Below are 17,587 nucleotides of genomic sequence, written 5' to 3' on the forward strand. Positions count from 1 at the left end.
CGGCTAGATTCCGAACGTCCGCTTGTAGGTGCGCACAGCGTTGTTGACCGTGGGGAAAAAGTGGTCCGGTCCGAACCTGCTGCTGACGCCGAACTTGAGCAGGCGGTCCTTGACCGGTCCCTTCAACTCTGCAAAAACCAGGCTGATGCCTTGGCCGGCAAGTTCGTCGTCGAGCTCCACGAGGTCGTCCAAAGCGGTGGTGTCCAGGTCCGTGATGGCCTCGGCGGCCACAATGACCCATTTCACCGGCCCCGGGGCGTTCGCCACAAGATTGCGGATGTGTTCCGCAAAAACCGCTCCGTTGGCAAAGAAGAGCGGCGCATCGAAGCGGGCGATCACCAGGCCGGGGACGCGCTTGCCCTCCGGGTGCCGGCTGAGGTCGTGGTAGCCCGGGATGTCTTCCAGGCTCGCCAGTTCGGTGCGGTACGGATCCCACGCCCGCCGTATGAACGCGATCAGCGAGAGGGCAATGGCAATGACAATGCCCTGCAGCACCCCCACAAAAGCGACCCCAAGGAACGTGGCGATGAGCAGGACCGTTTCCATCTTGCTCATCCGGACCAGCCGGAGCAGGGTTTTGACATCCACCAGCGAGGCCGCTGCAACCATGACGACGGCGGCCAGTGTGGTGGTGGGGAGGAAGGCTGTCACCCCGGGGGCTGCCACCATGAACATCACTACCAGGGCCGCGGCCACGATGCCGCTGAAGGGGGTGCGCGCCCCTGCGTCGAGCGCTATCGGTGTCCGGGATGAGCTGCCGCAGACCGGGAAGCCGCCCAGCATGCCGCTGGCCACGTTGGCGATCCCCAGCGCCCCCATTTCCTGGTTGCCGCTTGTGTGGATGCCGCGCCGTCCTGCGAGGCTTTTGGACAACGCCGAGGTATCGGCAAAGGCGATCAGGGCGATACCGGCAGCAGGGCCGATGAGACCGGCAACGTCGTCCATGGTGATGCCCTCAAGGGCCGGTGCGGGCAGGCCCGCCGGAAGCGCTCCGACCATGGGCACGGCATCCTTGAGGTCCAGGGCGGCTGCCGCTGCGATGGAGGCCACCACAGCCAGGAGCACGCCGGGCACCTTGCCGGGGAGGAAGCGGCCGGCCACGATGATTGCCACCGTCGCAGCCCCGAACAGCAGCGCCACGGGGTTGGTGGCTCCCCGCAGAACGGCTTCGGCCGTCTCCGCGGCCCGGGGCGGCAGCGAGTCTGCTGAGACCGTGATGCCGAGCAGCCTGGGAAATTGGCTGACCATGATGGCGAGCGCGATGCCATTGAGGTAGCCCACCCGGATCGGCTTGGACAGCAGTCCGGTGACGAAACCCAGCCTGAAGATCCGGCCGGCGACCAGGAAGATTCCAATGAGGATGGCCAGGACACCTGCGAGCGCCACGGCATGGTCAGGATCCCGTCCTGCCAGGGGGAGCACAGCGGCGGCGATCATGGGCGCCAGCGAAGAATCAGGCCCCACGATGATCACCCGGGCAGGCCCGAAAACAGCGTAGAACAGCATGGGAACCACAGACGCGTACAGTCCCGTGATCGCGGGAAGACCGGCGGCTTCTGCGTAGGCCATTCCGGCCGGAATCAGCGCCGCGCTCAGGGCTGCTCCGGCGGCCAGATCCGATTGGAGCCAAGACCGCTGATATGTCCGTGCCAGCTGGATGCCCGGAACGGCTTTCAGGATCCAATCGCGGCGCACTGGTGGCCTCCCGGGCTGGTGGTCGGCGTCAGGGCTGCGGCGTTCCCTGGATGGGGCCATAATCCTGGCCGTACTCCGCGGATACCAGGATGGGAAGGTGGTCCGAAGCACCGCGCGGCAGGGTTTCCACGCTCTCGATATCCAAGCCGAGTGACGTGGCAAAATCGAAATGGCCCTTGAAGACCTTGTACCGCGTGTAGGTCCGCCGGTCGCTGAGGGAGAGTTCGTAGCCGGAATTCTTCATGTGTTCGGTGAGGTTTTTGGTGAAGAACGGATAGTTGAAGTCGCCCACCATAAGCGTCATCAGGCCGCTGCCCATGCCCAGGAGCTCCGCGTGTGCCGCCTTGATCTGTTTGCGGCGCAACGAATTGGAGGCCGTCAGGGGCGCCGCATGGAATGAGGCGATCACCAGCTCATGGTCCGTTTCATTGTCCACCACCCGTGTGCCGATCAAACGCTCATGGGCCGGCGCCAGAACCCGGTCATGCAACGACTTCTTCAACGCGAACGTGTTGGTATCAAAGGCCGTGAATCGGTCCATCCGGTAGTAGATGGCGAGCCCCAGCCGGTTGCCCTTCGTTGAATCGGCCAGGTGAAGCGGGCCCAGCGTGTCCGGCAAATCCGTGGTGTCGCATTCCTGCAGGCACAAGGCATCTATCCCGAAGTCGCGGGCCAGATCCAGCAGTTCGCCGCGTGCCGCGTGCTTGCGAAGGTTGTAGCTGATGACTCGTATCAGGGGATTACCTCTTCCGAGCGTAGTTAGGAGAACCGACTCCTGAGTCTAGTCCGTGCATTGTGCTGAGCACAGGAAGACAGCACAGAAAGACACCACAGAAACACTGCAGCATCACGGCGGGGGACGCGGCCGTGCCGTCGTCCCCCGCCTGCCGGGCGGCCGTGCCGTTAGTGCCCGCCGGGTCCGCGCGCAGCCGTGTATTCGCCGGCTGTGACAGTGCCTTGCTCCTGGGCGCCGTCGAGCGTTCCTTCACCGAGGCCGGCGGTGACGCGGGCAGTGCCGCCGGTGTAAACGGTGTATTCCTGGCCGGCCGTGACGGCCGCGGAGGAGTAGACCAGCGAAGCTGCCTGCTTCGCCGTCACGAAGGTCGCCACCACGGCGCCGCTCGGGTCCGCGAGCTGGATGGTGGTGCCGGCCGGAAGGGCTGTGCCGAAGGTGAGCTGAACGCCGGACTGCGATGAGGACGTTCCCGGAGTCACAGCCATGCCGGAGCTTCCCGCTGCTGCGACGGTTCCGCCGTTGACCACAAGTTCGCCGTTGACGTCCAGCGCGCCGTTGCCGTCGTTGGTGGGCCCGTTGACCACCACCGTGCCGCCGGTGATGGTGGCGCTGCCGTTGGAATCCAGGCCGTCGCCCTGTGAATTGATGGTGAGGGAGCCGCCGCTGACTTCCACGGTGTAATCGCCCGCGGCCATCTCGCCGGCGCCCATACCGCCGCCCATGCCGCCCTGCGAGGTGGTGCCCGTGCTGCCCCCGGACGCGTTCACGCCGTCGTCGTTCGAGGTGACGTTGGCGGTGCCGCCGGAGATCACGATGTGCTGGGCTTCCAGGCCTTCTTCGGACTTTTTCACCGTGGCGGTGCCGGCCGCGATGGTCAGCGTGTTGAAGGCCTTGATTCCGTCGTCGCCCGCGCTCACGGTCAGGGTGCCGCCGTTGACGAGGACCCAGCCGCGGCCTTCGTCTTCCTCGTTGTCGGATTTGAATCCGTCGTCGCCGGCCGTGACCTGGTAGGCGCCATCGAGGAGGACTGCGTAGTCCTTGCCCACGATCCCGTCGTCCTTGGCGTCCACGGTCACCTTGCCCGCCGCCAGCACCAGGCCGTCCTTGGCGGAGATACCGTCGTTGTAGTTGCCATCGACGGTCAGTGAGCCGGTGCCGGCGATGGTGAGGTCGGCCATGGAGTACAGCGCCGCGTTGGGGGCATCGTCACCCTGGTCCGTGTAGCCGGCGGCATCGCTCAGGGTGCTGGAAGTGCCGTCTGCCAGGAAGACGATTGCCTCATTGGCGCTCTGCACCACAAACGGTGAGCCGGTGGAGCTGGCCACGTCCGCGCCGTCCAGGATGATGCGCACAACGTCCTCCTCGCCGGCCGCGACCACTACCTGGCCGTCCGACAGTGATCCGTTCAGGCGGTAGGTTCCGGCACCGTTGATGGTGACGGTATCGCCGTCGACCTTTATCGCGTCCGAAGAACCCGAAGTCACAGAGCTGGCGCCGTCGGCCAGGGTCACGGCCACCTCGGAGGCGGCGTCCCAGGTGAGGTCATCGGCGTCGTAATGAGTGTCCGCAGCGAGGGTGTCCAGGGAGACGGCCTCTGCCGTTCCGGACGACGCCGACGTTCCTGAGCCGGTGCCGCCGGTGATCGAGGTGCCGCTGGACGTGGTTCCGGCGGCGGAGCAGCCGGCCAGCCCCACGGCAAGGGCCAGGGCGGTGACGGAGAGGTAAGTGCGGAAGCTTTTCATGGTGTGTGTTCCTTCGGGAAGTTTGTGGGTGATACGGAGGAAAGGAGAAGGGGGAGCCGCGTTCAGGCCGCAGGACGGAGCGTCAGGGTCCGGCGCAGGGTCCGGTTCCAGCGGTTGGCCGGCAGTTCGGGGCAGAGGGCTGCCAGGCCGGTCGCGAACTTGGAGATCCTGGACGGCCGGACACCATGGGCCCAGAGGTGCCGGTCCAGCGGGCCAGCCGTCGATCCGGACTTGGTCTCCAGGATCACGGCGCCGTCCAGCACCCAGGGCTGCCCGCCCGGCCGCTGCCAGGTAACATCCGTGTCGATGGTGGCCCGGCTGCCGGATTCCGGCAGGTACAGGGTGGTGCGGTGATACCGGGTTTCCAGCACGGGGCCAAGGGGTCCGTCCGGCACTGCGCCCACGGCGGCGGTGAGGGTTTCGCGGACATATTCCAGACCCTCCGCCGTCAATCGGGCGCGGTCGGTGAGTTCATACGGGATGCGCTCTTTGACCGTGGCCTCACGGGCGCCTTCCGTTTTGACCTCCAGGAAGCTGACGGCGCTGTCCAGATAGGTCCGGGTACGGACCTTGTAGCGCCGACGGCGGCCGTGGGCGGCCAGCAGGTAGCTGTCCAGCTCAGCCGTGTCGAAATAGACGGAGTCGTAGGCGAAGCAGCGGCAGCCGTCCATCTCCAGCACCCGGACGTCGGCTTCGAAGGAGGCCAGGAGCTCCTGCGCCTGCGCCTCGGGGACCACATACTTCCGGTCCACCCGGGTCTGCAGGGCGGCTTCCGCATTCAGTTCGTCCAGCCCCACGGACGGCAGCAGGCGCAGGGTGCCCGGGATGACGGCCTGCGACGGGCCGCTCATGCCGCACCGGCCGAGGCGTGGACGGGACCGGAAGCCGGAGCGGAGACGGGGCCCGGGGCGGGAAATGCGGCCAGGTAGCTTGCGGCGGGGATTGCTGCCGGAATGTAGGCGTAGCGCACATCAACGATGGTCTTGTCGTTGACCAGGTCCAGCTCCTGCACGGTGGCCGAGTGGACCTTGCCGTGGACCACTTCTTCCAGCCGGGCGTAGAGTTCCTCGTCAACGGCGATGGCGCGGTCCAGGATCACCGTCTGGTGGCGGTAGGCGGGCAGGACACGGGAATGGTCTCCGACGAACATGACCAGCAGGATCATGCCCATCAGCGCCAGCGGCAGCCACACGGGGTCGATGCCGAGGCCGGCGATGAGGCCCAGGGCGAGGGCCGAGAAGTAGTAGGCCACCTCGTGCTGGGCCAGTTCGGTGGAACGCAGCCGGATAATGGACAGGACTCCGAAGAGGCCGAGGCCCAGGCCCACGCCGGCGGCCGAGCCGGAGAGTGCGGCCGCAACTGCCATGACGCCGACATTCATGCCGAGGTAGGACACCACCAGGTCGCGGCGCCGGTGCCGGCGGAGGTACAGGGCGAAGGTCAGGATGCTGATCGCGGCAAGGTCGGCGGCGATGAGGACGAGTGGTGTCATGGAATTCTCCGGAATCTGATTGGTGGACTGGTTCCCACGATCCACGGCCGAACTGTGCAGGTGCTGTGACGGAACCTAGGCCGGAATATGAGTGTTTGCCGGGAGTTCATCTGCTGTTTCCGCCGCGGCTTTGCCGTTGACCTTGCCGGCATTTTTCCCGGCAAAGAGGAACCGCTGCTGCACCGCGTAGCTGGTGGCCAGCAGGGCGGTTTCGGCAAGGATCTTGGCGGGGAGCATGGGCAGGGCCAGCGCTTCAAAGGCGGCAATCAACCCGTAGTTGGCGGCCAGCAGCACCGCCACCAAGCCGAAGTAGCGGGCGCCGGTCCGGGCCGCGGGCTTCTCGCGGCCGCGCCGGAAGACCAACTGCCGGTTGACGGCGAAGTTGACGGCCGAACTTACGGCCCGGGCGCCAACCACCGCCAGGAGCAGGGAGCCGGTGGCCGCGGTGAGGGCCAGGAACATCAGGGTGTCCACCAGGAAGGCCGTGAAGGACGACGCCAGGAACTTCAGCAGCGGGGCATAGATCCGGGCGGAGTCCGCCACCGGCCTGAAGTGCGAACCCGAGTTGTGGTCCAGGTAGACCGTCGCGATGTCCACGCTGTTGATGGCGTATCCCGCCTGTTTGGCTTCCAGCAGCAGGTTCAGCTCGTACTCGTAGCGCTCGCCGTGGACGGACCGGAGCCAGGGGACCATGGAGGCGGGGTAACCGCGAAGGCCCGTCTGGGTGTCGGAAATCCGCTGGCCGGTGGCGAGGGTGAACAGCAGGCGGGTGGCGTTGTTGCCGAGCCTGCTGCGGGCCGGGACGTTGCCGGTGAAGCCTCGCGTGCCGAGGACCATGGCCGGTGAGCCGCCGTGTTGTGTGCTTTGCACAGCTGCCGCCACCTTGAGGATGTCCACGATGGTGTGCTGCCCGTCGCTGTCGGCGCAGATGATGTTCCGGCCGGGCAGGTGGTCGGCAATGAAGCCGAAACCGGTCTTGAGCGCGAAGCCCTTGCCGCGGTTTAGGGCGTAACCGATGACGTGGCACCCAAGTGCCCTGACGCCGTCGAACACGTCCCGGAACGCGGGTCCGCTGCCGTCATCAACCACCACCACGGTGGCCCGCGGCTCGGCATCCCGGATGGACCGGATCAGGGCCGGAAGTTGCTGGTCCGGCTCGTAGGCCGGGATGAGGATGATCATGTCCGCCGCCTACTGCGCGATGTAGAGGATGTCGGAGGTGCCGCGTTCCTTGTTCTCGCCCAGGGGGTTGTTGACCAGTTCCCCGTTGAAGTACATGGTGGAGGATCCGCCGCCGTCGATGTTGTAGGCGGTGGTGGCGCCGAGGTTCTTCATGATCTGCGCCAGCCCCGTCATGGTCACGCCGGAGCTGTACCCGGGGCTGCGGCCGTCAACCACCACGAACACCAGGTGGTTTTCGTCGATGACGCCGACGGCTGTTCGCGGCTGCTCGCCCTGGATGGAGTGGTTGCCGAAGTTGGTGTCCACCTCCACGTCCTCGATGCCGCCGGCGATTTCGCCGTTGTCGAGCAGGGACGGGCCGAAGGAGAGGGTGTTCCAGACACCGTCCGCCAGCAGCTGCTCGGCAGTGGTGGCGGTTTCGTCATAGACCTTGACCGTTCCGTCGCGGTAGAAGGCCAGGCCCTGCCGGGCGCCGTCGTCGCGGAACACCACACCGTTGCGGATCACGATGCCGGTGTCGCGGAATCCGTAATAGTCGCCGTTGATGGCGAACACGGCGTTGTTGGCCTCGGCGATCGCCGAGGTGGTTTCGGTGATGTTCTCGCCGAAGCTGTTGTTCGCGAACGCGGACTGCAGCGTATTGGCGTCATCCAGTACGACGTCGGCAACGTAGTAGGCGACGGTGCTGTCGCCGCTGCCGGTGGTCACCGTGGAGATGTTGATGTTGGAACTGTCCGAGTCATAGGAAGTGTCGGTGGTGACGGCGGAGGAGGTGCTGCCGGATTCTTTGGCGGTGTTTCCGGTGGCTGTGCCGGATTGGCTCGCCTGGTAGGCGGACACGTCCGGGATTTCCACGTGCTGGACCACAAAGCGGTCCAGCGCCCAGGCGGTGGCCCCGCCGGCCGAAAGGGTAAGGGCAACCGCCCCCGCCACGACGGCGCGCCGTACGCGGCTGCCCTTGCGCTGCTTGTTCTTGAGAAGAGTCATGCCCTTATTTCTAGGCTTCGGACTTACGCCGGCCATGAGGCCCTGATATGAGGAAGCTGTGAGGATGAGGGGATGGTGCGGGCCCGCAGGCGATAGTGTGTTCTGGGATCATCACCAGCCATGCGAAAGGGTCGACGTTGACTGCTCCACTTCCGGAACTTGCCGAGGGCGGGTTCTATTACCAGTCATTGGGCGGCGGACGGTTCCGTTCAACGATTCACGCCCAGGGCGCCTGGAACGAGCATGAACAGCACATGGCGCCCGCCTCCGGGATCATGGCGGACTGCCTGGAGCGGCACTCCCCGCGCGACGACGTCAGGATGGCCCGCCTGAGTTACGAGATCCTGGGACTCATCCCGGGCGGCGACTTCGAAGTCGTGACCACCACGCTCCGGCCCGGACGCACCATTGAACTGCTGCAGGCCGAACTGGTTGCTGAGGGGCGGGTGGCCATCCGGGCCACCGCATGGCGGATGATCACCTCCGACACATCGGCAGTGGCCGCGGTGGAAGACACCCGTATTCCCGGGCCGGAGGAGTGCTCGCCATACGACGGCGCCAGCGTCTGGCCGGGAGGCTACATCCGGTCCTTGGAGATGCGCGTTGCGGACGGACACCGTCCGGGCTCCGGGACCGTCTGGTTGCGCACCTCGCATCCGCTCACTGACAGGGCGGACAGCGGCGACGTCGCACGGCTGATGGGGCTGGTTGATACTGCGAACGGAATAGCGGCGCGCGTGCCTCCGGGCAAGGACAGCTACGCGTTCCCCAATCTGGACCTGCAGATCCACATGTACCGGAAACCCTCCGGTGACTGGCTGGGCCTGGACAACGCAGTCTCCTTCGGTGTGGATGGCATCGGCCTGACGTCAACAGTGCTCCACGACCTCGCCGGGCCCTTCGGCCGGGCAGAGCAGATCCTGACCCTCCGCAGGACGTAGCTGCTGCGAAAGTGCCCCGGTGCGGCGCTGTTGTCGCTGTCCCTAGTTCTGGTGGAACACCAGCCAGCCGGCCAGTGTGGCCAGGCCGGTCAGCGCCGCGCCCCACAGAATGTCCACGATGATCAGCTGCAAGGGCCACGTTTTCAGCGTCGCGGCGTTGGTGAGGTCGTACGTGGCGTAGGCGAAGGTGCCCAGGGCGGCACCGTAGCCAACGGCGCTGAGCCAGCTGCCGCCGTCGAGCGCGGGGCGCAGGGCGAAGAACACAATGCCGGCAATGTAGATCACGTAGAACACCACCGCGTACCCTAGATTGGGCTTGTCGGCCAGCAGCCCACCAATCTGTCGGCGGTAATAGGGGTTCATCGTCTTGAGCCAGATGGCGTCAATGACGGCGAACGCAGCGGCGACGACCAGGAATTGCAGAATGACCATGAGGGAGCTTAGCAAGATGCAGCATGCGGCCGGCGCACCCGCCACGCTGACCATTGTCCGGCAGGAGGAGTCGCTGGGTGCGGCGCGTGACCTCGAATTCGGCATCGAACTGTTGGGCCTGGCCAAGACCGGGCAGGTCGGCCCGACGCTCAGGCTCTACCGCCCCGCTCCCACTGTGGCCTTCGGCCAACGCGACGCGCACCTTCCGGGCTTTGAGGCTGCCGCGCGGGCCTGCCGCGAACTGGGTTTTGAACCGCTGGTGCGGAAGGCCGGCGGCCGGGCCGCGGCGTATCACCAGGGAACGCTGATCGTCGACCACGTGGAACCGCATGCCGACGCCATTGCCGGTGCCAAGGGACGCTTCGCCGTCTTCGGCGAAATGCTGGCGGACGCGCTTCGAAGCGCCGGGGTCCACGCTGCCGTCGGCGAAATCCCGGGCGAGTACTGCCCCGGAGAGTTCAGCGTCCACGGCCTGGACCCGGCAGATCCGCAGCACAAGGTCAAACTGATCGGCACGGCCCAGCGGGTGGTCTCAGGCGGCTGGCTGTTCAGCTCGGTCATCGTGGTGCAGAATTCGGCACCGATCCGCCAAGTCCTGGAAGCCAGCTACGCGGCACTGGGGCTCGACTGGGACCCTGCAACCGCCGGCGCGGTGGATGACCTGGTTCCCGGAATCGACGTTGCGGCCATCGAAGCGGCCGTCATCAACACCTACGGCGGATATGCGCAGCTGGACTACGCGGACTTCGCCAGCCTGCGGGGCTAGCCGGAGGCTGGGGGTCTGCCCGGACGGCGGGCGGGCCGGAGACTGGGGGTCTGCCCGGACGGCGGTCGGGCACGCAAAAGGCCGGGCACCCGCGGTGCCCGGCCTTATGAACTTCAAGAGATGGCGCCTAGGCCGCGAGCCGGCTCTTCACTTCAGCTGCCGACGGGTTGGTGGCGGCGGTACCGTCCGGGAAGAGCACGGTGGGGACGGTGCGGTTGCCTCCGTTGAGCTGTTCAACGAGGTCAGCGGTGCCTTCGACTTCTTCGATGTTGATCTCGGTGTAGCCGATGCCCTGGGCGTCCAGCTGCTTCTTCAGGCGGTTGCAGTATCCGCACCAAGTGGTCGAAAACATGGTGATGGTGCCGGATTCGGGGGTGAAATCCACGGAGTTCTCCTCAAGCTCGTTATTGCTCGTCGTTATCAAATCAGATGTCTTTGTCCTCAACCGTAACCCGGCTGCCGGTATTCCCCGGACGCCGGGCCGCCGAAGCCACTCCCGGGTTACGCCGGGTGACACTGCATGCGGGCGGTGGCATGCTGGTGCCATGTGTGGACGCTACGTGATGGCCAGGGCCGTCGGGGACCTGCTGGCAGAATTTGACGCTGAACTGGAAGAGGAGCTGGTGGTTCCGCCGTCGTGGAATGTTGCCCCGACCGCGGACGTGCCCATCCTGCTGGAGCGGCTGGTGGACGGCAGCCCGGTCCGGCAGCTGCACGTGGCCCGCTGGGGGCTGGTGCCGTCCTGGGCCAAGGACCCTTCCATCGGTTCGAAAATGATCAATGCGCGAAGCGAGAGCGTCCTGGAGAAGCCGGCCTTCCGCAAGGCGACCCGGTCCAGGCGTTGCGCGGTTCCGGCAGACGGCTACTACGAGTGGAAGGGTGAAGGCCGCAGCAAGCAGCCCTACTACGTGCACCCGAAGGACGGCCGGCCGCTAGTGTTCGCCGGTTTGTATGAATGGTGGAAAGATCCGTCCAAGCCCGAGGGAGACCCGCAGCGCTGGATGCTGTCCACCTCGATCATGACGACCGATTCGCCGCCGGACGGCTACGCCGGGGGAGTGCTGGCTGAACTCACCGCCCTTCACGACAGGGTGCCGTTGCCCATGGACCGGGGGACCATGCAGGCATGGCTGGATCCGCAGGCGGACGATGCCGCGGGGCTGGTGGATCTGGTCCGGGCCGGTGCGCACGACGTTGCCGAAGGCTGGACCATCGACGCCGTTGGCACCGCCGTCGGGAATGTAAAAAATGACTCGCCGGAACTTATCCGGCCGGTGGAAGGCCTGTTCTAGCCGGCTTTCAGACCGTGACGTTGCCGGCTGCGTCCACGGCCCAGGTGGGATTGAAGGCGATTTCCCAGCGGAATCCGTCCGGGTCCGCGAAATATCCGGTGTACCCGCCCCATGGCTGGGTTTTCGGCGAGGCCACCACGGCGGCCCCGGCTGCCTCGGCATCGGCCATGACCCGGTCAACGTCCGCCGTGCTGCCCACGTTATGGCTCAATGTGATGCAGGGGACCCCGGCAGGGCTGTCCACGGCGGCCTCGGTCTGCATCTGGCCGGCATCCCAGAGGGAAAGAATGAGGCCGTGGTTGGCCTGGATAAACACCACCTCGCCGGGGACTTCCCGGTGGACCGGCCAGCCGAGGCCGTTGACGTAAAAGGCGCGGGAGGCATCAACACTGCGGACGCCCAATGAAATGAAGTCGACTCGAGGCTGCATTCTTAGATACTGTCATGCACATGCCCACAAATCACGGACACGACAAAGACGCCCAGGCCGACAGGGAGCAGCTCGCAGCTGTCCGCGTGGCCGTCGATGAAGTGGATGAGCAGATTGTTACCCTGATTGCCCGCCGTGAACGCCTGATCCGGATTTCAGGCACGTTGAAGGGCGATGACGCGGAGGTCCGGGCTCCCGGACGGGTGGAGAAGGTCATCGAACATGTCCGCGCCGCCGCCGAGAAGAAGGACATCGACCCGGACATCGTGGAGAAGACCTACCGGGCGATGATCACGGCTTTCACCGAGCTTGAGATGAAAGTGCACAACGCCAGCAACTAGCTGCCGGCAACTAGGTGCTCAGAGGGATTCTTCCACGGGCACGTTGGCCTGATAGTCCCTGCCGTCGGCGTCGCTGAAGGCAGTCATCAGGTGACCCTTTTCCAGGCCCAGGACGGTACTCATGGGAAAGTTGCCGGTAATGGTGTTGCCTGAGTGCGTCACGCCGCTGAGGTCGAAATTCTCCTCTGTGCCGTCGTGGCTGAAGCAGTAGAAGGACACAGCCTCGCCGTTCATGAACTCAATGCCCATTCTTCGTTGATGGGAATGATCCGGCGTGGCCGCGACAAGCCCCACTACGTAGGCGCCCGCCCCGGGGATGTTTCCGTCTATATCAAAAGTCGCCACCAAGGTGGAGTCCTTGGCGGCGATGGCTACGTGCTTCAGGAGTGCGTCATGGGAGCTCATGGCTCCATCCTGCTCCCTGCGCTCCCGTCCGTCCACCCCTGATCGGGGTTTTGTCCGGGCTTCGACCGGGCCGTTATTTATTAGAAGATATATTCGAGTAGAGCCGGACTGCCGGCATCGATCCGGTCCTCCGGCTCCTCCGGCGCAAGGCCGGCGGCGGTACCGTGGGGAACTATGACTTCTGCGAAGCATTTACTCGCGGCGTACGACCGGCAGCTCAGGACGGATGCGGAGACTCCAGGTGCGATCGCCGTCGAACGGCTGGGGCCCTTGCGCCTTGTGACCTTCGTGGGCGGCCGGGGTTTTGTGACCTACGGAAACCTCGAGGGAGCCGGCGCCCAAGCGATTGCGCAGTGGGTGGCCGAAGCGCTCACTCACTTCCGCAAAGATCCAAGTATCGTGCGGGTGGAGTGGAAAACGCGTGGTCATGATGCTGCGCCCGGCCTCCATGACGCGTTGCTGGGGAACGGATTTGAGGCTGATGAGACGGAGTCGATCATGATCGGCCACGCCCTTGCATTGAATGTCGATGTGCAACTGCCGTCCGGGGTGACCCTGCGGAGAGTGGATCAAGAGCCGGATATCCGCGCCATGAGCGCAATGCAGGACGAAGTTTTCGGCGGTCCAGTGTCGGACAGCAACGCAGAGGCGCTCCTGCGCCGCCTGGCGGAAGACGACGGGATGGAACTCTGGGTTGCCGAACACGGAGGGTCGATTGTGAGCGCGGGCCGCCTGGAGCCGGTTCCGGGTACCGAATTCGCGGGAATCTGGGGCGGGGCGACCCGCGAACAGTGGCGTGGCCGAGGGATCTACCGGGCCGTCACCGCGGCCCGGGCTCAGTCCGCCTTGAGGCAGGGCAAGAAACTGATCCACAGTGATTCGACCGAATGCTCCCGACCGATCCTTGAGCGCTATGGGTTTCTCCGGGTCTCAACAACAACCCCCTATCGTTGGCAGCGCTGAAGCCGGGGGTGCCAGCTGCCCTACCGCCGCTGAATACGTGGGGGTAAACCCGGGCAACCCGTTCGTCGGAGGCCGGACCGGGAACATGTGTAGGTTTTGTCCGGGCTCCGGCGTAGACTTGATTTATTCGAAGATATATTCGAACTAATCATTTCAGATTTCTACCTCCCGGCGGTGCGATCGCCCGTTACGGGAAGGGGAGTGCAGTTCCGGGAGGCGCCGATGGGCTTGTTCAGCGAGGGTGTCGACGTCCTCTGCACGCCCGCCGGCCAGCCGTCCGCGCTCACCTGGGCAGGGCGGCACTACACGGTCTGCCAAGAGCCCGTGCACTGGTTTGAACGCCGGCAGTGGTGGGTCGAGGAAACCCGGGCGCCGCTGGGAACCGGCCCGGGACTGGTGGATCACGAGATCTGGCGCGTCCAGGTCCGGCTTGCCGATGCCAAAGCAGCACCGGAACCCCCTGAAACCCTCACCCTGGACCTGACTCGGAACGTCGGAAGCGGACGGTGGAGACTGCTGAAGATCCACGATGCCCTGAGGCCGCAATCAGCATGAGTTTCACCCATCTTCACGTTTCCACCGCCTTCAGCGCCCACTATGGTGTCTCCTGGCCGGATGAGCTCGCCCAGGCGGCTGCCGCCGACGGGGCAACGGCGCTTGCCTGCACTGACAGGGACGGACTGTATGGCACCGTCAAACACCTCAAAGCCTGTATGGCGTCGGGCCTGGATCCTGTCGTCGGGGTTGACCTTGCGGTCTTTGACGACGACGGCGACCTCCGCACCCAGCTCGCGGGCCGCGTCGTCGTACTTGCCCACGGACACAACAACGGTGCCGGCTACCGCGCCCTCTGCCGGCTGATTTCGGATGCCCATGCCCGTACCTCCGGCAAAGCCGGGGGAGCGGTGCCCGTCGCGGTGACCCGCGCCGAAATCGCTTCCCGGGTACTGCACCCGGAAACCCTCGAACCGGTGCTGACGGTGCTGGTGGGGCCGGATTCAGACGTCGGCAGGGCAATGGGCGGACGCCGGTACCTTCGCCCCCGCACGCTCTTCAAACAATGGCTGGACGGCATGCCGAAGGGAACCGTGGCAGCCGAAGTGGTGTCGCATCTCAGTGCCCCCGGGGAGCCGCTGAGCACCGCCCACGCGGTGCGCATGCTCAAGCTGGCCGCCGAGCACGGCGTTCCGGCAGTACTAACCAACGCGGTGCGGTACTGCGCGGAGGACGGCGCCGCCACGGCGGATGTGCTGGATTCAGCCCGCACCCTGAAATCGCTGCCCGAACTGACAGCGGAGCCGTTGCTCCAGCCCAACGGACGGGGGTGGCTGAAAACATCCGCCCAAATGGTCGAACTCGGGCAGGAAATCATCCATGCCGCGGGATACGGCGCCACTGACCTTACGAGGCTGTTCGGCCAAACCGAGGCGCTCGCGGACCGCTGCCGGATGGATCCCGTGACGGATATGGGATGGAAGCAGCCAGTTGTTCCTGAAGCTTCCGTCATTGGCATCGAAGGCGACCCCCTGGTGGAGCTGACGCTGCGCTGCGAGGCCGGCATCGGCCGGCGGTTTCCGGGCATATCAGGGCGGGCAGAGGCGGAAATGCGGGCACGGCTGGACCACGAACTGCGTATCATCGCCAACCTCCGGTTCGCCTCCTACTTCCTGACCGTGGCCGAGGTTTCCCGGATGATCCTGGACATGGGGGTCAGGGCTGCGGCCAGGGGCTCCGGTGCCTCCAGCCTGGTGAACTACCTCATCGATGTCAGCCAGGTGAACCCCCTGCAGCACGACCTCATCTTCGAGCGGTTCCTTTCCCGCGACAGGGCAACCCTGCCGGACATCGACATCGACGTCGAAAGTGCCGAGCGGCACAATGTCTACCGGCGGATCTTTGACCGCTTCGGAGCGGAACGCGTCACCCTCATGAGCATGCAAAACGGCTACCGCGCTCGCGGTGCCGTCCGTGATGCCGGCATGGCGCTTGGCATGGACGACGGCGACATCGGCGAAATCGCTAAGCAGCTATGGCGCTTCTCTGCCAGGAACTTCCGGGAAGCCCTGGCGGAAAAACCCGAGCTTAAGGAGTTCGCGGGCCGGGTGGAGCAGCGCGATTTCACTGAAAACCAGCAACTGGACCTTCTCGTTGACCTGACCGAGAGGCTGGACCGCCTGCCGAGGCACATCTCCATGCACCCCTGCGGGGTGATCCTGGGCGACGCCACCCTGCTGGACCGGACACCCGTCCAGCCCAGCGGGCTCGGCCTGCCCATGAGCCAGTTCGACAAGCACGACATGGACCCGATGGGAATGCTCAAGCTGGATGTCCTCGGCGTCCGGATGCAAAGTGCCATGGCCTTTGCTGTCCGTGAGGTCATCCGCCTGCACCCCTCGAAGGCCGAAGTGGTGGCGGCCGGTGCCCATCCTCCCGGGCCGGACGGTTCGGGACCGGACTTCATCGCAACTGACGGGCGCATAGACCTCAACGCCGTACCCCTGGACGACGAACCAACCTACGAGCTGATCCGGAGCACGCACACCCTGGGCTGCTTCCAGATCGAATCCCCCGGGCAGCGGGAACTGATCGGCAAGATGGCCCCGCGTGAATTCAACGACCTCATCATCGATATTTCGCTGTTCCGTCCGGGGCCCATGAAGTCGGACATGGTGCGCCCCTTCCTGGAACACCGCCACGGTTTTGCGCCGGAGGTCTATCCGCACCCGGACCTCAAGCCCGTGCTCCAGGAAACCCATGGCGTGACGGTGTTCCATGAACAGATCCTGAAGACCTTTGATGTCATGACCGGCTGCGGGCTCGCCAGGGCCGATGAGTTCCGGCGCGCCCTGGGGAACGAACTCCTGGAGCCACAAGTGGAGGAGTTCTTCCGCAAGGAAGCCCGGGAAAGGAAGTACACCCCCGAGGTCGTGGACAAGGTGTGGGGAACGCTGAAGGCCTTCGGCAGCTTCGGCTTCTGCAAGGCACACGGGGCTGCCTTCGCCGTGCCCACCTACCAGTCGGCCTGGCTGAAGGCCCACCACCCGGAGGCTTTCCTGGCCGGTCTGTGGGAACACGATCCCGGCATGTACCCCAAGCGGCTCCTCGTGGCCGAAGCGCGGCGGATGGGAATCCCTATCCTGCCCCTTGATATCAACAGGAGCCAGGCCGAGTACAGGGTGGAGCGGGTCGCGTCCGGTCCGGACCGCGGCAAGCTGGCCATCCGGCTGAGCCTGAACGGCATCTACGGGCTCTCAGGGGCCGAACTCAAAAGGATCGTGGCAGGGCAGCCCTATGACTCGCTGGCAGACCTGCGGGCCCGCTCCAGGCTTACCAAGCCCAGCATCAAGCGGCTTGCCCAGCTGGGAGCCTTCGACGCCCTGCATCGCGAATCCGGGGGAGCCGCCAACCGGGCAGACCTTGTCCAGCACCTGCAGACCCTCCAGAACCGGCCGGGAAAGAAGGGTGTTGAGGTCATCGACGGCCAACTGTCGCTGCCCCTGGGCGATGTTGAACTTCGGAACCTGAAAGCGGCCCTGCCTGCGCCAAGCATGGTGGAGAACGTCAGGGCAGAGCTTGACCTGATGGCAGTGGATGTCAGCGAACACCTTATGACAAGCCACCGGCCGCTTCTCGACAAACTGGGAGTCACCACGGCGGATAAGCTCCTGGGGCTCAGGAACGGCACCGAAGTACTGGTGGCCGGGGTCCGGATCGCCACGCAGACGCCTCCGATGCGCGGAGGGCGAAGGGTCGTTTTCATCAGCATCGACGACGGCACCGGTTGCGTGGACTCGGTGTTCTTCCATGAGGCCCAGGAGCTGGCCGGCCCGTTGCTGTTCGGCACCCGGCTGCTCCTGATTCGCGGCAACACCCGCAGGACCGGGCCGCGGGGGATCAGCATCAGCGCCACCATGGCGTGGGACCTCAGCCGCACCGAGACCCTCCCGTACCCGGAAAAGCAATCCGCCGACTCCTGGGATCCGGCCCTCCAGTTGCAGGGGCCGCTGGACGGAATCAGCCGCAGCCTGGCCATCACGGGTCTCGGCGGCTGAGCTTCCCTCCGGAAGGGCCAGGCGCGTGGGCCGGACGCGCGCCGCTTTGGTCGGCCCATCTCTCAACCGATAGCATGGACGAGGCTGGCTGTGGTCCCCGTACGCCACAAGCTACGAAGCCTTAACTTTGA

General features: G+C 65.4%; 18 protein-coding genes. 7 read left to right on the top strand and 11 right to left on the bottom strand.

Features of this window, described 5'->3' with window-relative positions; genetic code table 11:
* Positions 1-3 precede the first annotated feature (3 nt).
* The 7 genes from JOE31_RS11155 to JOE31_RS11185 form a co-directional block, all read right to left on the bottom strand.
* The gene (locus JOE31_RS11155) at positions 4-1,695 is read right to left on the bottom strand and encodes a SulP family inorganic anion transporter (protein WP_209744305.1); all 1,692 of its coding nucleotides are present in this window, start codon (positions 1,693-1,695) and stop codon (positions 4-6) included.
* 28 nt (positions 1,696-1,723) lie between these two features.
* On the bottom strand, positions 1,724-2,428 hold the full coding sequence (locus JOE31_RS11160) for an endonuclease/exonuclease/phosphatase family protein (RefSeq protein ID WP_043429816.1): 705 nt from the start codon (positions 2,426-2,428) through the stop codon (positions 1,724-1,726).
* A gap of 170 nt (positions 2,429-2,598) precedes the next feature.
* The gene (locus JOE31_RS11165; protein WP_209744307.1) at positions 2,599-4,173 is read right to left on the bottom strand and encodes a carbohydrate-binding domain-containing protein; all 1,575 of its coding nucleotides are present in this window, start codon (positions 4,171-4,173) and stop codon (positions 2,599-2,601) included.
* Between the two features lie 62 nt (positions 4,174-4,235).
* Positions 4,236-5,024, bottom strand: coding sequence for a polyphosphate polymerase domain-containing protein (locus tag JOE31_RS11170; RefSeq protein WP_209744310.1), 789 nt, complete (start codon positions 5,022-5,024; stop codon positions 4,236-4,238).
* The gene (locus tag JOE31_RS11175; RefSeq protein ID WP_209744313.1) at positions 5,021-5,665 is read right to left on the bottom strand and encodes a DUF4956 domain-containing protein; all 645 of its coding nucleotides are present in this window, start codon (positions 5,663-5,665) and stop codon (positions 5,021-5,023) included. Before JOE31_RS11175 ends, JOE31_RS11170 begins: the two co-directional genes overlap by 4 nt.
* 75 nt (positions 5,666-5,740) lie before the next feature.
* A complete protein-coding gene (locus JOE31_RS11180; protein ID WP_209744316.1) occupies positions 5,741-6,847 on the bottom strand; it encodes a bifunctional glycosyltransferase family 2/GtrA family protein in 1,107 nt (368 codons plus the stop codon).
* 9 nt (positions 6,848-6,856) lie between these two features.
* On the bottom strand, positions 6,857-7,834 hold the full coding sequence (locus JOE31_RS11185; RefSeq protein ID WP_209744319.1) for a phosphodiester glycosidase family protein: 978 nt from the start codon (positions 7,832-7,834) through the stop codon (positions 6,857-6,859).
* 137 nt (positions 7,835-7,971) lie between these two features.
* On the opposite strand from JOE31_RS11185, the gene JOE31_RS11190 reads away from it, so the two are divergent.
* On the top strand, positions 7,972-8,775 hold the full coding sequence (locus JOE31_RS11190; RefSeq protein ID WP_209744323.1) for a thioesterase family protein: 804 nt from the start codon (positions 7,972-7,974) through the stop codon (positions 8,773-8,775).
* Positions 8,776-8,817: 42 nt separating this feature from the next.
* On the opposite strand, the gene JOE31_RS11195 is transcribed toward JOE31_RS11190, so the two are convergent.
* Positions 8,818-9,207 carry a DUF2177 family protein gene (locus JOE31_RS11195; RefSeq protein WP_209744327.1) on the bottom strand — a complete coding sequence of 130 codons (390 nt, stop codon included), beginning with the start codon at positions 9,205-9,207 and terminating at the stop codon, positions 8,818-8,820.
* 16 nt (positions 9,208-9,223) lie between these two features.
* Between JOE31_RS11195 and JOE31_RS11200 the strand changes: the two genes are divergently transcribed.
* Positions 9,224-9,973, top strand: a complete 750-nt coding sequence (locus JOE31_RS11200) for a lipoate--protein ligase family protein (RefSeq protein WP_209748350.1) — start codon at positions 9,224-9,226, stop codon at positions 9,971-9,973.
* A gap of 127 nt (positions 9,974-10,100) precedes the next feature.
* Here JOE31_RS11200 and JOE31_RS11205 read toward each other — a convergent pair whose 3' ends face one another.
* Positions 10,101-10,358, bottom strand: coding sequence for a mycoredoxin (locus tag JOE31_RS11205; RefSeq protein ID WP_011692168.1), 258 nt, complete (start codon positions 10,356-10,358; stop codon positions 10,101-10,103).
* 178 nt (positions 10,359-10,536) lie between these two features.
* On the opposite strand from JOE31_RS11205, the gene JOE31_RS11210 reads away from it, so the two are divergent.
* Positions 10,537-11,265: an SOS response-associated peptidase gene (locus JOE31_RS11210; protein WP_245199600.1), complete on the top strand. Its 729-nt coding sequence runs from the start codon at positions 10,537-10,539 to the stop codon at positions 11,263-11,265.
* Between the two features lie 7 nt (positions 11,266-11,272).
* Here JOE31_RS11210 and JOE31_RS11215 read toward each other — a convergent pair whose 3' ends face one another.
* Positions 11,273-11,695 carry a VOC family protein gene (locus JOE31_RS11215; protein WP_209744334.1) on the bottom strand — a complete coding sequence of 141 codons (423 nt, stop codon included), beginning with the start codon at positions 11,693-11,695 and terminating at the stop codon, positions 11,273-11,275.
* Positions 11,696-11,709: 14 nt separating this feature from the next.
* On the opposite strand from JOE31_RS11215, the gene JOE31_RS11220 reads away from it, so the two are divergent.
* Complete coding sequence (locus tag JOE31_RS11220) at positions 11,710-12,036, top strand: chorismate mutase (protein ID WP_011692165.1); 327 nt, start codon at positions 11,710-11,712, stop codon at positions 12,034-12,036.
* Positions 12,037-12,054: 18 nt separating this feature from the next.
* On the opposite strand, the gene JOE31_RS11225 is transcribed toward JOE31_RS11220, so the two are convergent.
* On the bottom strand, positions 12,055-12,441 hold the full coding sequence (locus JOE31_RS11225) for a hypothetical protein (protein ID WP_209744337.1): 387 nt from the start codon (positions 12,439-12,441) through the stop codon (positions 12,055-12,057).
* A gap of 174 nt (positions 12,442-12,615) precedes the next feature.
* On the opposite strand from JOE31_RS11225, the gene JOE31_RS11230 reads away from it, so the two are divergent.
* The 3 genes from JOE31_RS11230 to JOE31_RS11240 all read left to right on the top strand — a co-directional run bounded on the left by JOE31_RS11230 (position 12,616) and on the right by JOE31_RS11240 (position 17,456).
* Complete coding sequence (locus tag JOE31_RS11230; protein ID WP_209744340.1) at positions 12,616-13,404, top strand: GNAT family N-acetyltransferase; 789 nt, start codon at positions 12,616-12,618, stop codon at positions 13,402-13,404.
* Between the two features lie 222 nt (positions 13,405-13,626).
* On the top strand, positions 13,627-13,959 hold the full coding sequence (locus JOE31_RS11235) for a DUF6504 family protein (RefSeq protein WP_209744343.1): 333 nt from the start codon (positions 13,627-13,629) through the stop codon (positions 13,957-13,959).
* Complete coding sequence (locus JOE31_RS11240; RefSeq protein WP_209744346.1) at positions 13,956-17,456, top strand: DNA polymerase III subunit alpha; 3,501 nt, start codon at positions 13,956-13,958, stop codon at positions 17,454-17,456. Before JOE31_RS11235 ends, JOE31_RS11240 begins: the two co-directional genes overlap by 4 nt.
* The last annotated feature ends 131 nt before the right edge of the window (positions 17,457-17,587 follow it).

The sequence above is a fragment of the Arthrobacter sp. PvP023 genome, assembly GCF_017832975.1.
Classification (GTDB): domain Bacteria; phylum Actinomycetota; class Actinomycetes; order Actinomycetales; family Micrococcaceae; genus Arthrobacter.

Excerpts from the sequence above, each read along its gene's own strand:
- JOE31_RS11165 (WP_209744307.1), bottom strand. The coding sequence starts at position 4,173 with ATGAAAAGCTTCCGCACTTACCTCTCCGTCACCGCCCTGGCCCTTGCC.
- JOE31_RS11170 (WP_209744310.1), bottom strand. The coding sequence starts at position 5,024 with ATGAGCGGCCCGTCGCAGGCCGTCATCCCGGGCACCCTGCGCCTGCTG.
- JOE31_RS11175 (WP_209744313.1), bottom strand. The coding sequence starts at position 5,665 with ATGACACCACTCGTCCTCATCGCCGCCGACCTTGCCGCGATCAGCATC.
- JOE31_RS11180 (WP_209744316.1), bottom strand. The coding sequence starts at position 6,847 with ATGATCATCCTCATCCCGGCCTACGAGCCGGACCAGCAACTTCCGGCC.
- JOE31_RS11185 (WP_209744319.1), bottom strand. The coding sequence starts at position 7,834 with ATGACTCTTCTCAAGAACAAGCAGCGCAAGGGCAGCCGCGTACGGCGC.
- JOE31_RS11195 (WP_209744327.1), bottom strand. The coding sequence starts at position 9,207 with ATGGTCATTCTGCAATTCCTGGTCGTCGCCGCTGCGTTCGCCGTCATT.
- JOE31_RS11200 (WP_209748350.1), top strand. The coding sequence starts at position 9,224 with ATGCAGCATGCGGCCGGCGCACCCGCCACGCTGACCATTGTCCGGCAG.
- JOE31_RS11210 (WP_245199600.1), top strand. The coding sequence starts at position 10,537 with ATGGCCAGGGCCGTCGGGGACCTGCTGGCAGAATTTGACGCTGAACTG.
- JOE31_RS11215 (WP_209744334.1), bottom strand. The coding sequence starts at position 11,695 with ATGCAGCCTCGAGTCGACTTCATTTCATTGGGCGTCCGCAGTGTTGAT.
- JOE31_RS11220 (WP_011692165.1), top strand. The coding sequence starts at position 11,710 with ATGCACATGCCCACAAATCACGGACACGACAAAGACGCCCAGGCCGAC.
- JOE31_RS11225 (WP_209744337.1), bottom strand. The coding sequence starts at position 12,441 with ATGAGCTCCCATGACGCACTCCTGAAGCACGTAGCCATCGCCGCCAAG.
- JOE31_RS11230 (WP_209744340.1), top strand. The coding sequence starts at position 12,616 with ATGACTTCTGCGAAGCATTTACTCGCGGCGTACGACCGGCAGCTCAGG.
- JOE31_RS11235 (WP_209744343.1), top strand. The coding sequence starts at position 13,627 with ATGGGCTTGTTCAGCGAGGGTGTCGACGTCCTCTGCACGCCCGCCGGC.
- JOE31_RS11240 (WP_209744346.1), top strand. The coding sequence starts at position 13,956 with ATGAGTTTCACCCATCTTCACGTTTCCACCGCCTTCAGCGCCCACTAT.